This is a genomic window from Methylobacterium soli, assembly GCF_008806385.1.
GTDB lineage: Bacteria > Pseudomonadota > Alphaproteobacteria > Rhizobiales > Beijerinckiaceae > Methylobacterium > Methylobacterium soli.
Genome location: NZ_VZZK01000021.1, coordinates 40,275 through 53,106, shown reverse-complemented (window position 1 = coordinate 53,106; position 12,832 = coordinate 40,275). Strand labels below are relative to the sequence as shown.

Here is a 12,832-nt window from a genome sequence, read left to right as displayed (position 1 = left end):
GTCCTGCCTTCTGATCGAAATTGCCGTATCGGGGGGCGGATGCGCAGCGGTTCAGCGGCGCTCGCGCAGCGCCGTCTCATAGGCCGCGCGGGCCTCCTGGACTTCGGTGCGAGCCGAGACGGCCGGTACCGCCACATCCCACCAGGCGCCGCCCGCGGGGCAGCTACACGGTCGGCGGCTGGTATCAGACTTCGGGCGGGCCCGACCTCTACCTCAACAATGGCGGCCTTCCGCTCAGCGTGGCCGGCGGCACCCCCCTTTCGCATCAGGAGCGCAGCGGCGTCTATGGCGTGGCGGTGCAGGAGCTCTACCGGCCCCTTCCCGACAATCCAGCCCGCAACGTCTCCGGCTTCCTGCGCGCCAGCTTCGCCAATTCGCGCACCTCGTCCATCGACGAGCAGATCACGATCGGTGCGGTCTATAAGGGCTTCTGGGATGCGCGCCCCCTCGACTGGATCGGCGCCGGCTTCGGCGTCTCGCACGCGAGTTCGGCGATCGCCCGCGGCCTGGAGGCTGCGAATGCCTTCGACGGCGGAAACCGTCCCATCCCGGGCTACGAGCGCGTCATCGAGGTTTTCTACAGCTTCGCCGCCAGCCCGGACGTTGTCATCCGCCCCAACATCCAGTTCATCAATCGGCCGGGCGGCGTCGCAGGACGACAGGACGTCCTCGTCTTCGGGGTCAAGAGCGGCGTCACGTTCTAGACGTCACGACGGAGGCTTTCCTCCGTGATCTCGCCGCGCCGAACCGGCCTCCTTGGAGGCGGGTCGGCGTTCAGAGAGGGGCTGCCGATGCCCAGGTTTCGCCGGCAGCCCGTTTTCCAGGCTTAGCGGGAATGGCATCGGGTTCGACCTCCGGCCCCGGGTGCCTGGATTTAGAGCGGATTTTCTCGGCCCCGCTCCACCGAGCCGGCCACTTCCTGTAAGTTGCGCGCAGGGCGGCTAGACCCGCATAGGACTGCGTTGCGCATCATGTCAGATTCGAGTTCCGCCTCATCCAGCGACGCGGCGCCGGCCAGCCTCGATGAGTTGCGGGAACGGCTGGCTGCAGGGGAGCTGAAGCTGCCGAAGCGGCTCGCGCAGACGGCCGCGTTCCTGGTGGCGCATCCAGAGGAGGTTGCCTTCGGGACGGTGGCGAGCCTCTCCAGTCGCGCCGGCGTCCAGCCATCGGCCTTGATACGGATGGCGCAATCCGTCGGCTTCTCCGGATTCTCGGATCTCCAGGCCCTTTTCCGCGAGCGCCTTCGAGAGAAGACAATGCGCTACGACGAGCGTCTCACGTCGACGCGGGCGCGCAAGGGATCGATCCCGGCCGGGCTGCTCAGCGATTTTGGTCAGATCGGCATCCGCTCGATCGGCAATCTCATGGAGACGCTGGAGGCGGCACAACTGGAAGCGGCCGTCGCCACGCTTGCGCAGGCCGAGACGATCTACCTGATCGGGCAGCGCCGGTCCTTTCCGGTCATCGCCTACATGAGTTACCTGTTCAGCACGCTCGGCATCCGGAATACCTTGCTCGGCTCCCCCCTCGGCACCGATGCCGAGGCGATTGCCCTCGCCACCCCGCGGGACGCCGCGCTGGCCGTCACGTTCACCCCCTACGCGCCCGCGACGGTGGCGCACGCCCATCAGGCGGCGGAGAACGGCTGTCCCCTCGTCCTCCTGACCGACAGTCCGCTGAGCCCGCTCGTCCCGCGGAGCCGCCACTGGCTCGAGGTCATGGAACCCAATCTCGACGGCTTCCGGACGATGACCGCCACCTTCACCCTGGCCGCCACCCTCGCGGTCGCGGTGGGCGGATCCAGGGAGAAAATTGGAACGTAATTTCTAGTTTGTAGATTTTTGGAATTTATGTTTTATGTCTCCCCATGACCCGTGGGGAGGACCCGGCGCGATGACGAAGAGGCTCGATGTGGTGACGATCGGCCGGTGTTCGGTCGATCTCTACGCTCAGCAGATCGGGACGCGTCTCGAGGACGCCGCCTCCTTCGCGAAATCGGTCGGAGGATGTCCGGCCAACATCGCCATCGGCACGGCGCGCCTCGGCCTGCGGTCGGCGCTGATCACGCGCGTGGGCGCGGAACAGATGGGCGACTTCGTCCGCGAGCAGATGGTCCGCGAAGGCGTCGAGACGGCCGGTATCGCGGTCGATCCCACCCGGCTCACGGCCCTGGTCCTTCTGGCCGTCGAGAACGCGGACAGCTCGCCGATGATCTTCTACCGGGACAATTGCGCCGACATGGCCCTGGAGGAGGCGGATGTCGACCCGGATCTCGTGGCCTCGGCCCGGGCGGTTCTGGTGACCGGGACGCACTTCTCGCGCCCGGCCGCCGCGGCAGCCCAGCGCAAGGCGATGCGCATCGCCCGGGAATCGGGCGGCAAGATCGTCTTCGACATCGATTATCGGCCCAACCTCTGGGGGCTCGGCGGCCACGAGGCTGGATTTTCCCGCTACGTGAAGTCGGACACCGTCTCGCGGATCATGCGGGAGATCCTGCCGGAAGCCGACCTGATCGTCGGTACGGAGGAGGAAATCAGGATCGCGGCCGGCGAGGAGGATGTCCTCGCCGCCCTGCGGACGATCCGCGCCTGGACAACGGCGCCGCTGGTGCTCAAGCGCGGGGCGCGGGGCTGCGTGATCTTCGCGGGAGCGATCGGGAGCCTGGACGACGGAATCCAGGGGGCGGGCTTTCCGGTCGAGGTGCTCAACGTCCTCGGCGCGGGCGACGCCTTCATGTCGGGATTGCTGTCCGGCTGGATCCGGGGCGAGCCGCTCACCACCTGCGCGACCCTGGCCAATGCCTGCGGGGCCTTCGCGGTGGCGCGCCTGCTCTGCTCTCCGGAATACCCGACCCAGCCCGAGCTTGCCGCCTTCTTGGCCGAGACGCCGCTCCGACGCCGGCCACGCACGGATCCGGTCCTGAACCACCTGCACTGGGTCACCACCCGGCGCGCCCAGCCGGAGAGCCTGATGGCGTTCGCCATCGATCATCGGAGCCAGCTCGAGGCGGTTGCGGACGCTCTCGGGGTGTCCCGCGGCCGGCTCAGCGATTTCAAGGCTCTCGCCGTCGCGGCCACCGCCCGCGTCGCGCGCGGGCGCCCAGGCTTCGGGATGTTGCTCGACTCGACCTACGGACAGAAGGCATTTCCGCTCGCAGCGCGCCACGGCTTCTGGATCGGTCGTCCGGTTGAGAAGCCGGGCTCGCGCCCCCTCGATTTCGATCAGCTTCCCGACCTCGGAAGCCATCTGCAGGCATGGCCGGTCCATCACACGATCAAGTGCCTCTGCTTCTGGCATCCCGACGACCCGGCTGAACTGAAGCGACAGCAGGAGCGAGAATTGCTGCGGGTCTACGACGCGGCCCGCACTCTGGGGCGCGAGCTTCTGGTCGAGATCATTGCCGGCAAGCACGGCACGCTCGACGAGGAGACCGTCGCCTCGATCGTTGAACATATCTACGGTCTCGGCATCAAGCCGGATTGGTGGAAGTTGGAGCCGCAGCATGACCCGGCGGCCTGGCACCGGATCGCGGCGATCATCGAGCGCGACGATCCGTTCTGCCGGGGGATCGTGCTCCTCGGTCTCGACGCGCCCGAGGACGTGCTGGTTGCCGCCTTCCGTGCCGCCGCCGGATGCTCCCGGGTGAAGGGCTTTGCGGTGGGACGAACCCTGTTCGCCGAGCCAGCCCGCCGCTGGCTTGCCGGCGAGATCGACGACGAAGCCGCGATCTCGGAGATGGCGCGTCGCTTCGACGGGCTGGTCGCAGCCTGGGAGGGCGCGCTCCAATTGCGGGCCGCCTGAAGGCGCGGATGTACCGGGCGCCGTGGGCAACGGCCTCCGCTTCGGCGTGGCGCGCCCTCCGGTGCCGAGCGAGAGAGGACGATCGGGATGTCCAGACTATTGGTGAAGCCGCGTCCGGGCCCCGGTCGCGTCATCGATGTCACGCCGGCGAGCGCGGGGTGGGGCCATGTCGGCTTCGCGGTTCATGAACTGGCACCGGGCGACCGGGCCGACGGACACGACCCGGATCGGGAGACCTGCCTGGTCCTGGTCGCGGGAACCGGATCTGTCGCGGTCGACGGGCAGGCCCTGTCGCGGATCGGCGAGCGACAATCTCCCTTCGAGGGCTCGCCGGACTCGGTCTATGTTCCGGCCGGGCTCAGTTGGACCTTCGTCGCCGACGACACGGTGACCTTGGCGGTCTGCACGGCCCCGGGGCGCACCGGTTCCCGCCCGGCCCGACGCATTCGGCCGGGCGACGTGGCGCAGGAGTCCCGCGGCACGGGCAGCAACCTGCGCTACGTGCGCAACATCCTGCCCGAGGAGGCCGAGGCCGATAGCCTGCTCGTGGTCGAAGTGATCACGCCAGCGGGCCACAGCTCGAGCTACCCGCCGCACAAACATGACCGGGACGCCCTGCCCAACGAGTCCCTGCTCGAGGAAACCTACTATTTTCGGCTCAATCCGAAGCAGGGCTTCGCCTTCCAGCGAATTTACACCGACGACCGCTCACTCGACACCGCAATGGCGGTCGAGGATGGCGACGTCACTCTGGTGCCGCGAGGCTACCACCCATGTGCGGCCATTCACGGCTACGATCTCTATTACCTGAATGTCATGGCCGGCCCCAGGCGAACATGGAAATTCCACAATGCGCCCGAGCATACCTGGCTGCTCCACGGCTGAATAATTATGTCTTACTTTGAATGCCCTAACCGCCTGATCGGAATATCGAGTCGACACATGATCACGACCAAGCGGAGACGGATTTTTGCGGTGTCATGGCGTTTCAGAATAATTGCGTCACCAGGACTCATTCGGGCGCAGCAAATTGTCTGAGTCCGCAGATTAGAATTGATTTTACTCAAAATGAATTCCGTCAGTCGCGAAAAAATTGCCACACATGCCATTATTGAAATACTTCTATATTATACATTTGCAGGCCTCGATTTTTTGATTATTGTCGCCAGGCACCTTGATGGTGCTGTTTCCCAAGATCGACTGCCGCCCCTCGGGGCGGCTTTTTCGGGACGACGAAGCCGGTTATCGAGCCTGTCGTCTTTGGTCACCCTGCAGCGGTTCAGGGCCGGAACCAGGGCGCCAACATCCGCCGGAGCCAGCGATCCGCCATCTCGGGATCCGCCCGCCGGCCCGCGATGCGGCCGCGCCGGTCAGGCCGGCTCGGGTCATGCGGGCCGCGCGCGCTCGGGGTCCGGAGAGGATCGGCACGAAGGCGGCGCTGCCGCGTTGGTCGCGGACGAACCCGCGCAAGAGTCCCATGCCCCTCCGCATCCCGAATGACCGTCCGCCCAAGCGCGATCCCGCGCCGCCCTGGCCCGCGCCGCCCTGCCCCGCCCCGCCGGGCGCGAGGATGCGGGCGTCGCCATCCTCCCGCGGCGCCGGGCGCCCGCGATGAGATCCGCGGATCCCGCCTTGGCCATCGTGATCACGGGCGTGTCGAGCGGCATTGGCCGCGAGACGGCACGGCACGCGATCGCCCGGGGTGCCCAGGTCTTCGGCACCGTCAGGACGCAGGGCGATGCGGCGGCCCTGTCCACCGAACTCGGCGAGCGTTTCACGCCCCTGCTGGTCGAGATCCGCGACGAAGCGACCGTGCTTGCCGGCGCGGAGCGCGTGCGCGCCGCGCTGGCGGGCCGCCGGCTCTCGGGGCTCGTCAACAACGCGGCCGTCGCGATCCCGGGGCCCGTCCTGTTCCAGCCCCTCTCCGAGATCCGCGAGCAGATCGAGACGGACCTGATCGGCACCATCGTGGTGACCCGGGCCTTCGCGCCCCTTCTCGGCGCCGACCGGACGCTCTCCGGGCCGCCCGGCCGGATCGTGATGGTCTCGTCGATCGGCGGGCGGATCGGGCAGCCCTTCCTGTCCGGCTACATCGCCGCCAAGCACGGCATCGAGGGTTTCTCCGAGACGCTCCGGCGCGAATTGCAGCTCTTCGGCATCGACGTGGTCATCGTCGGCCCCGCCCCCGTCGACACGCCGATCTGGGACAAGGGCGCGGCCCAGCTCGGGCGCTATGCCGGCACGCCCTACGGCGAGGCCTTCGACCGCGGCGTCAGCATCATGGTCGAGCAGGGGCACCGGCACAGCCTCGCCCCGGCGCGGGTCGCCGAAACGATCTGGACCGCGCTGACCGCGCGCCGCCCGAAGGCCCGCTACGCGCCAGCCAAGCATCTGGTGATCGAGCAGGGCCTCGCCCGTCTCCTGCCGCGGCGCTGGCTCGACCGGCTGTTCGGCCGCGTCCTCCGCCTGCGTCCCCGCAGGCGGTGACCGGCGCCGATCGCGCGTCGTGGAAGCCCCGGGACGCGTCTAGTTCAGCGCAACCGGGTCGACCTCGTTCAGGAAGGCCGCCACCTCGCGGAAGAACTGCATGCGGTTCTTCTCCATGATCACCGTGTGGGTGCCCTCGCCAAGCTCGATGAAGCGCTTGTAGGGCGCGTTCGTGAGCTTGGTGAAGTATTCCTGGGCCTGATAGCTCGGCAGGTCGGCGTCCCACTCCGCGTGGATGATCAGGGTCGGCACCCGGATCAGGCCCGGGTCGTAGAGCGGCTTGCCGGCCTGCCAGTATTCCTGCGAATCCGCGATGATGCCGTTGGGTGCCCGTAGCACGGGCGGGCTCTGCGCCGCGCCGACCGGGTCGGTCGCCCAGGTCTGATCCGCCCATTGCTCGAACCAGCCCGCCGGGATCAGGTCGGCCTTCTTGTCCTCCGGCACGCCCTTGAGCCAGCGATCCTTCGCGCTCTCCCGCGAGACGCTGCGATAGGCGCCGAGCGGGCCGGTATTGCCGAGATTCGGGGGTGCCTTGGCGAGCCATTGCGGTGCGTAGAGCACCAGCCGGTTCACCTTGTCGTTGTTTTCGGTCGTGTAGAGCCCCATCGTCGAGGTTCCCCACGACCAGCCCATCAGGTTGAGCTTGTCGGCGTTGCGGCGCTTGAGGATGAAGTCGACCGCGGTCCCGACGGCACGCGCCGCGTCGGGGGTGCGCATGAACGGCGCGTTGTCCTGCGCGGGCGCGCTCATCTGCGGCGGCCGGTCGGAGAAGCCGTAGCCCGGCAGGTCGACGAGATAGACGTCGTAGCCCTGGCCCGCGAGGTAATCCATCATCGAGTGCCCGTTGAGGGGCAAGTCGAAGGAGGTCGAGGCCGGATAGGTCGCTCCGTGGACGTAGAGCAGGATCTTCTCGGCCGGAAATGCGCCCATGCCGGCCGCGCGCTTGTTGCGGACGTAGAGCGCGATGCCGGGATCCTGCGTCGGGACGCGGAAACTCTCGGTCTCGATGGGCCTCCCCGTGGGCTTGGATGGGGCAGGTTCGGCCGCCCGAGCGGTCATGAGCGGCAGGCCCGGCAGGGTGGAGGCGGCCGTGGCGGCAGCAAGGCTGAACAGGACTTGGCGTTTCGTCGATGTTCTCTGCATCGTCGTCTCCCGACCGCCGGCAGGGCGGACGATGGTTTGAAGCACCTCGTCCTGCGCGCCGCAATGCACGGCACCCAATCCGCGGCTCAAACACATCACAATGCTGGCCCGGCGTCAGAAACGTCGATCAGAGCGGACGTATTCACCTCTGAGATGCAGCGAAATCGACGCTCTCGCGAGGGTTCGACCGGAAAGACGCTTCGGACGTTCGAGACAGGCGGGCCGACCGGGCCACCTCGTCCAGGGCGGCCATCACCGGCCGTGGCGCCGTGTGGTGGACCATGTGGCCGCAATGCTCCACGAGGCGCAGGCTGCTCTGTCGGATCTCGCCGTGGAGACGACCCGATTGGGCAGCGGGATCGACCATCCTGTCGCCGGCCCCCGCGATGATGGCCACGGGCATCCCGAGTTCGGCATAGTGTCTCCGGAGGATCATGGCGCCCGGGATCATCAGGCCGGATTCGTCCGCGCTCGCGCGAAGCTGCGACGGGCGCAGGGCCATGGATGTGGGAAACCGCGCGAATGACGGGGCGATGCCCGCGGGACTGAACAGCCTGCGGAGCATCGCGGGCCAGAGCAGGCGCGCGAGAATCGGGGCGGCGGTGTGGCGCAGAGCGTCGCCGAGAACCGGGAGGGCCAGCCCGGAGAAGAGCACGGCATCGGCGCGGGGACAGGGGTAGTAGTAGCCCCCTTCGAGGATGAGCCCGCGAACGGCGTCCGGGTGGCGCAGGGCAGCCGCGATCGCCACCAACGCGCCCCAGGAATGACCGAGAACGAGCGAGCGCGTCACCCCGATCCGTTCGAGCGCGCCGATCAGGAGGTCGGCCTGCGCGGCGGGCGTCCAGACCCTGCGACGCGGGCGCGTGCTGTGGCCGTAACCCGGTCGGTCGAAGACGATGACGCGGAACCGCTCGGCGGCCAGCGCGACGAAGCCGCTGAGGATGACCTCCTCGGCCAGGCACCCATTGCCGTGGAAGACGACGAGGGGCTCCCCGCGACCGCGCGCGACGTAATGGAGCCGCACCCCGTCGATCGCGACGAAGCGGCCCCTGGGCGGATTGGCCCTCTCGGCCCGCCTCGCCCAGGCGCGGACGACGAGAGCGGTCGCGGACAAACCCAGGATTCCGGCGACCGCCGTGGAGTGCAGGGAGGGCCTCGGCGGCAGGACATTGCCGGATCCTGCGCGGTGGGCGGGCTCCGAGGCAAGGGGACGGCCGGCGCGCTGGCTGGCCGGCAATGTGTCGCGGCCGATGCCCTCGGCAGAACGAAGGCTCCGCCCCCGGGTTGATCGAGGGTGCGCCGGCCTCAGCCGACAGCGCGACCGGAACCGGAACGCGGGAGCATGGGTGAGCGGCACGCCTCCCACGAGGCGAGCGCTGCGACCGGCCCGGTCTTCGGCGCCGTCGGCGGCCGCAATGGTCCTCAAGCCGGTCGCGGGCGATCCCGGACGGGCAGCGCAGAACAAGGGGAGGCGGATGATGACGCGCTTCGACGACAAGATCGTGATCGTGACGGGCTCGGGCTCCGGCATCGGAGCCGCGACGGCGCGGCGTTTCGCGCGCGAGGGCGCCCGCGTGGTGCTGAACGGCCGCACGCGCGAGAAGCTCGACCGCATCGCGGCCGATCTCGATCCGCAGCGCACCCTGGTTCTGCCGGGCGATGTCTCGGATCAGGCGAGCGCCGAGGCGCTGATCTCGGCCGCCATCCAGCGCTTCGGCAGGCTCGACGTGCTCGTCAACAATGCGGGCGTCGCCCCGACGGGTCCCTTCCTGGACGCCTCGGTCGCGGATTGGCGCAAGGTGATGGCCGTCGATGTCGACGGCGTCTTCTTCTGCACCCGTGCCGCCCTGCCGCATCTCATCGAGGCCCGGGGCGCGATCGTCAACGTCTCGTCGGTCTCAGGGCTCGGGGGTGACTGGAACATGAGCTTCTACAACGCCGCCAAGGGGGCGGTCACGAACCTGACCCGTTCGCTGGCGCTGGAGCTCGGCCAGAAGGGCGTGCGGGTCAACGCGGTCAACCCGAGCCTCACCTTCACGGACCTGACGGAGGACATGAAGGACGATGCGGAGCTCATGCAGAAATTCGCCGACCGGATCCCCCTCGGGCGCGGCGCCGAGCCCGAGGAGGTGGCCGACGTCATCGCGTTCCTCGCCAGCCACGATGCGCGCTTCGTCACCGGGGTGAACCTGCCGGTCGATGGCGGCCTCACGGCGTCGAACGGCCAGCCCAAACAGGCCTGACGGGCTCGCGCCGCCCGCACGCGCATTCGGTTCCACCTACCGGCCCTGCATCGCCGCGCGAGGTCTTCATGAAAGCCGAGATCCTGAGCCTGCGCTTCATCCACGAGGGCTGGAGCAAGTTCGGTTTGGCCAAGGTCCGGCTCGCCGACGGCTCGGAAGCCGAGCGCGAGATCGAGGACCACGGCAACTCCGTCGGAATCCTGCCCTACGATCCGGAGCGGCGGGTCGCCACGCTGGTGCGGGAGCTGCGGGTGCCGGCGCTCTACGTCGCCGGCGCGCAGACCCAGATGGAAGCTCCCGCCGGCCTGATCGACGACGGCAGCCCGGAGGAGAATGCACGCCGCGAGGTGCTGGAAGAGGCCGGCATCCGGCTTCGCGACCTGGAGCCTGTCGGCACGACTTACTCCTGCGCCGGCATCTCGACCGAGCAGATCCACCTGTTCCTGGCACCCTACCGGGCGGCCGACCGCGAGACGAAGGGCGGCGGAGCCGAGGGCGAGCACGAGAACATCAAGGTGCTGGAACTGCCGCTCTCCGCCTTGGCCGAGATGGCCGATCAGGGGAGACTGACTGACCTGAAGACCCTGACCCTCGTGCTGGCCCTGCGCGCAAGGCACCCCGACCTGTTCGCAGGGTGACCCGCGCTGAGGCGGCGCCGCGCGAGCCGGAACAGCCTGCGGCGCGCCCCGGTTGGTCTCGAGAATCCACGGGAGATGCGCGATGGCCGGTGAAAAGCCTCACGGCGACAAGACCCACGATCAGCAGGTGCGCATCATCGAGCACAAGGAAGGCCCCAACGTGCCGGCCGGCGGCGGGGCCAAGATCCGCACGAACCCGCCCCGCGAGCCCCGGAGCACGTCGCAGCAGGAGAGCCGCGACCACCACAAGCACAACAATCCGGGTCAGGACGGGCACAAGCCCCAGAAGCACAGCCCGGCCGAGGAGAAGCACTGAGACCCCAGACCACCGCGATCGTGCTTGCGGCAGTAGGAACAGGTGCGGCGGCGTGCCGTCCGCATCGTGAGCCGCACGCGACAACGGACGGCGCCGCCATGACAGGCTCCCCGTGCTTCAGCCCCGTCGCGGTTCATGGGTGTCACGCCCCCGGCTCATGCCGGGATCATGGGATGCGCGCCGAAGAGCCGGAACCTCTCCGCCATCGCCACGCCAAGCGGCGCGCCACCCCGGCGGATCACGGAGCGCCGGCCGCGCGGCGCGGGATCACGCCCAGCGCAGGTTCTTGTTCGCCAGGTCCATGATGTCGTCGACGGCCCGGACGATCCGGCCTTTGGCGGCGTAGTGGATCATGTGGCCGAGGCCGGGCAGCACCGTCAGGCTGCTTCCGGCGATCTCCTCGTGCAGGCGGCAGGATTGCGCCGCCGGCTCGACGATCGCGTCCGCATCGCCGGTCAGGATCGCGGTGGGGAGCCGGAGCTTCGCGTAATGCGGCTGGAGATGGGCTGCGGCCGCGTTCATGCTCGCGGTGTCCTCCGCGCTCGCCCGCGCCTGCGTCGGGTGGATCGAGAGCCCGACCGGGAATCGGGCCTTGAAGCGAGCCGGGATCGGCTGCGGCTTGAACACGTGCCGGAAGACCTGCGGGGCGAGGAGGTGCCCGAGGGCGGCCGGCATCAGGGAGCGGGCCGCGTCGCCGACGCCCGGAACCGCGAGGGGCGCGATCATCGCCACGTCGGCGCGCCGGGAGCGGTAATAATAGCCGGAGAGGAGCACCAGGCCCCGCAATTCCCGCCCGGGCTGGACCGCGAGGGCGAGGGACACGATGGTGCCCCAGGAATGGCCCACGATGACGGGCCGCTCGACGTTGAGGCATTCCAGCGTCCGGTGGACGAGGCGGGCCTGGGCGGCGGCGGTCCAGAGGCGGTGGCGCGGCCGGTCCGTGTGCCCGAAGCCCGGACGGTCGATGGCGATCACCCGGTAGCGCTTGGCCAGCTGATCGACGAGGCCGCAGATGACGAAATCCTCCGCCATCGTGCCGTTGCCGTGGATCAGGACGACCGGGCGGCCCCGGCCCCGCGCGATGTAGTGGACCTGCAGCCCGTCCACGTCGACGAACTGGCCCGAGGGCCGGCTCACCGGCTCCTCCGCGGGGGCGCGCCCGCCGGTCCGGGCCTGGCGCATGACGGTGCCGCCCGTGCGCGCCGCGGTCTCGCTGAGCTTGGCGGCGGATTTCAGGAGCTTGGTGACGCCCGAGGAGACCTGCCGGACGGCCCGGCGCGAGAGCCGCCGGTTGAGACGTGGGAACAAGGCGATCTCTCCGCGCTGCGGCTCTGCCTCAGGCGACTGGACCGGAGGCCGGGGCGAGATGAACCGGATGGCGGGGCCATCCGCACGCGCTGGGGCGACGCTTCCGAGCGCGCGACTCGACACAGCCAGACCTTTGAGCCTGAACTGGGGCGCGGGCCGGGCGGGCGCGAGCCCGCCCCGGGATTCGAAGATTCCGGCGGGTCGGGCCCGGCCCGCCCGAGACGGCCTCAGGCGGCTTTCTTCTGGTGGAAGCTGCCCGGAAGCTCGATATCGAGATCGAGGGTCGAGACTTCCTGCCCCTGCTCGACCCGGATCTGCACCTTGTCGCGGTCGATCGCGATGTGCTTGGCGATGACCGCCAGGATCTCCTCGCGCAGGAGATCGACCAGCTGCGAGCGACCGACCTCCGCGCGCTCGTGGGCGATGATCAGTTGCAGGCGTTCGCGGGCCTGCGGCGCGGTCTGGCGAACCTTGAGGAAGCTGAGGAGATTCATGCGGCCCTCCGGGTGAAGAACTTGTCGAGGAAGGACCGGCGGTCGGTCGGCACGCTCATCGGCACCGCCTCGCCCTGCAGGCGGCGCACGGCGTCCGCGTAGGCCCGGGCCGGCGCCGAGAGCGGGCTGTTCAGGGTCACCGGGCAGCCGACATTCGAGGCGCGCAGCACGTCCTGGCTGTCCGGGATGATCGCCAGCAGCGGCAGCGACAGGATCTCGAGCACGTCCTCGACCTTGAGCATGTCGCCGCGCGCGGCGCGCGCCGTGTCGTAGCGGGTGAGGATGAGGTGCTTCTCGAGGGTCTCGCCCTTCTCGGCCTTGATGGTCTTGGAATCGAGCAGCCCGATGATGCGGTCGGAATCGCGCACCGAGGAGACTTCCGGGTTCGTCACCACCACGGCC

General features: G+C 69.0%; 12 protein-coding genes and 1 pseudogene. 8 read left to right on the top strand and 5 right to left on the bottom strand.

Going from position 1 to position 12,832, the window contains the following annotated elements:
• Positions 1-20 precede the first annotated feature (20 nt).
• From F6X53_RS18985 to F6X53_RS18965, 5 genes are all read left to right on the top strand, one after another.
• Positions 21-704, top strand: a complete 684-nt coding sequence (locus tag F6X53_RS18985; protein ID WP_151001765.1) for a carbohydrate porin — start codon at positions 21-23, stop codon at positions 702-704.
• Positions 705-971: 267 nt separating this feature from the next.
• Positions 972-1,823, top strand: coding sequence for a MurR/RpiR family transcriptional regulator (locus F6X53_RS18980; RefSeq protein ID WP_151001764.1), 852 nt, complete (start codon positions 972-974; stop codon positions 1,821-1,823).
• A gap of 70 nt (positions 1,824-1,893) precedes the next feature.
• Entirely contained in the window at positions 1,894-3,801 is a 1,908-nt protein-coding gene (locus F6X53_RS18975; RefSeq protein ID WP_151001763.1) for a bifunctional 5-dehydro-2-deoxygluconokinase/5-dehydro-2-deoxyphosphogluconate aldolase, read from the top strand.
• 87 nt (positions 3,802-3,888) lie between these two features.
• Positions 3,889-4,686 (top strand): 5-deoxy-glucuronate isomerase, encoded by a 798-nt coding sequence (gene iolB / locus F6X53_RS18970; RefSeq protein ID WP_151001762.1) that lies wholly within the window; start codon positions 3,889-3,891, stop codon positions 4,684-4,686.
• Between the two features lie 756 nt (positions 4,687-5,442).
• Positions 5,443-6,288, top strand: coding sequence for an SDR family NAD(P)-dependent oxidoreductase (locus F6X53_RS18965; protein WP_238297313.1), 846 nt, complete (start codon positions 5,443-5,445; stop codon positions 6,286-6,288).
• Positions 6,289-6,327: 39 nt separating this feature from the next.
• On the opposite strand, the gene F6X53_RS18960 is transcribed toward F6X53_RS18965, so the two are convergent.
• Together F6X53_RS18960 and F6X53_RS18955 are read right to left on the bottom strand one after the other, a co-directional pair.
• A complete protein-coding gene (locus F6X53_RS18960; RefSeq protein ID WP_151001760.1) occupies positions 6,328-7,431 on the bottom strand; it encodes an alpha/beta hydrolase in 1,104 nt (367 codons plus the stop codon).
• Positions 7,432-7,573: 142 nt separating this feature from the next.
• Complete coding sequence (locus F6X53_RS18955) at positions 7,574-8,545, bottom strand: alpha/beta fold hydrolase (RefSeq protein ID WP_238297307.1); 972 nt, start codon at positions 8,543-8,545, stop codon at positions 7,574-7,576.
• A 364-nt stretch (positions 8,546-8,909) separates the two neighbouring features.
• On the opposite strand from F6X53_RS18955, the gene budC reads away from it, so the two are divergent.
• The 3 genes from budC to F6X53_RS18940 all read left to right on the top strand — a co-directional run bounded on the left by budC (position 8,910) and on the right by F6X53_RS18940 (position 10,628).
• The gene (gene budC / locus F6X53_RS18950) at positions 8,910-9,674 is read left to right on the top strand and encodes a meso-2,3-butanediol dehydrogenase (protein ID WP_151001758.1); all 765 of its coding nucleotides are present in this window, start codon (positions 8,910-8,912) and stop codon (positions 9,672-9,674) included.
• Between the two features lie 68 nt (positions 9,675-9,742).
• On the top strand, positions 9,743-10,312 hold the full coding sequence (locus F6X53_RS18945; protein ID WP_151001757.1) for an NUDIX domain-containing protein: 570 nt from the start codon (positions 9,743-9,745) through the stop codon (positions 10,310-10,312).
• 82 nt (positions 10,313-10,394) lie between these two features.
• Positions 10,395-10,628, top strand: coding sequence for a hypothetical protein (locus F6X53_RS18940; protein WP_151001756.1), 234 nt, complete (start codon positions 10,395-10,397; stop codon positions 10,626-10,628).
• A 267-nt stretch (positions 10,629-10,895) separates the two neighbouring features.
• Here the strand turns inward: F6X53_RS18940 and F6X53_RS18930 are convergent, their stop codons facing one another.
• The 3 genes and pseudogenes from F6X53_RS18930 to F6X53_RS33225 all read right to left on the bottom strand — a co-directional run.
• On the bottom strand, positions 10,896-11,936 hold the full coding sequence (locus tag F6X53_RS18930; protein WP_151001755.1) for an alpha/beta fold hydrolase: 1,041 nt from the start codon (positions 11,934-11,936) through the stop codon (positions 10,896-10,898).
• 227 nt (positions 11,937-12,163) lie between these two features.
• Entirely contained in the window at positions 12,164-12,430 is a 267-nt protein-coding gene (gene minE / locus F6X53_RS18925) for a cell division topological specificity factor MinE (protein WP_151001754.1), read from the bottom strand.
• Positions 12,427-12,832: pseudogene (locus F6X53_RS33225) on the bottom strand (septum site-determining protein MinD); the annotation flags it as partial. The gene minE and the pseudogene F6X53_RS33225, both read right to left, overlap by 4 nt.

What these genes read in the sequence shown, in the direction of transcription:
- minE (WP_151001754.1), bottom strand. Translation starts at nt 12,430, where the DNA reads ATGAATCTCCTCAGCTTCCTCAAGGTTCGCCAGACCGCGCCGCAGGCC.
- budC (WP_151001758.1), top strand. Translation starts at nt 8,910, where the DNA reads ATGACGCGCTTCGACGACAAGATCGTGATCGTGACGGGCTCGGGCTCC.
- F6X53_RS18940 (WP_151001756.1), top strand. Translation starts at nt 10,395, where the DNA reads ATGGCCGGTGAAAAGCCTCACGGCGACAAGACCCACGATCAGCAGGTG.
- F6X53_RS18945 (WP_151001757.1), top strand. Translation starts at nt 9,743, where the DNA reads ATGAAAGCCGAGATCCTGAGCCTGCGCTTCATCCACGAGGGCTGGAGC.
- iolB (WP_151001762.1), top strand. Translation starts at nt 3,889, where the DNA reads ATGTCCAGACTATTGGTGAAGCCGCGTCCGGGCCCCGGTCGCGTCATC.
- F6X53_RS18975 (WP_151001763.1), top strand. Translation starts at nt 1,894, where the DNA reads ATGACGAAGAGGCTCGATGTGGTGACGATCGGCCGGTGTTCGGTCGAT.
- F6X53_RS18960 (WP_151001760.1), bottom strand. Translation starts at nt 7,431, where the DNA reads ATGCAGAGAACATCGACGAAACGCCAAGTCCTGTTCAGCCTTGCTGCC.
- F6X53_RS18980 (WP_151001764.1), top strand. Translation starts at nt 972, where the DNA reads ATGTCAGATTCGAGTTCCGCCTCATCCAGCGACGCGGCGCCGGCCAGC.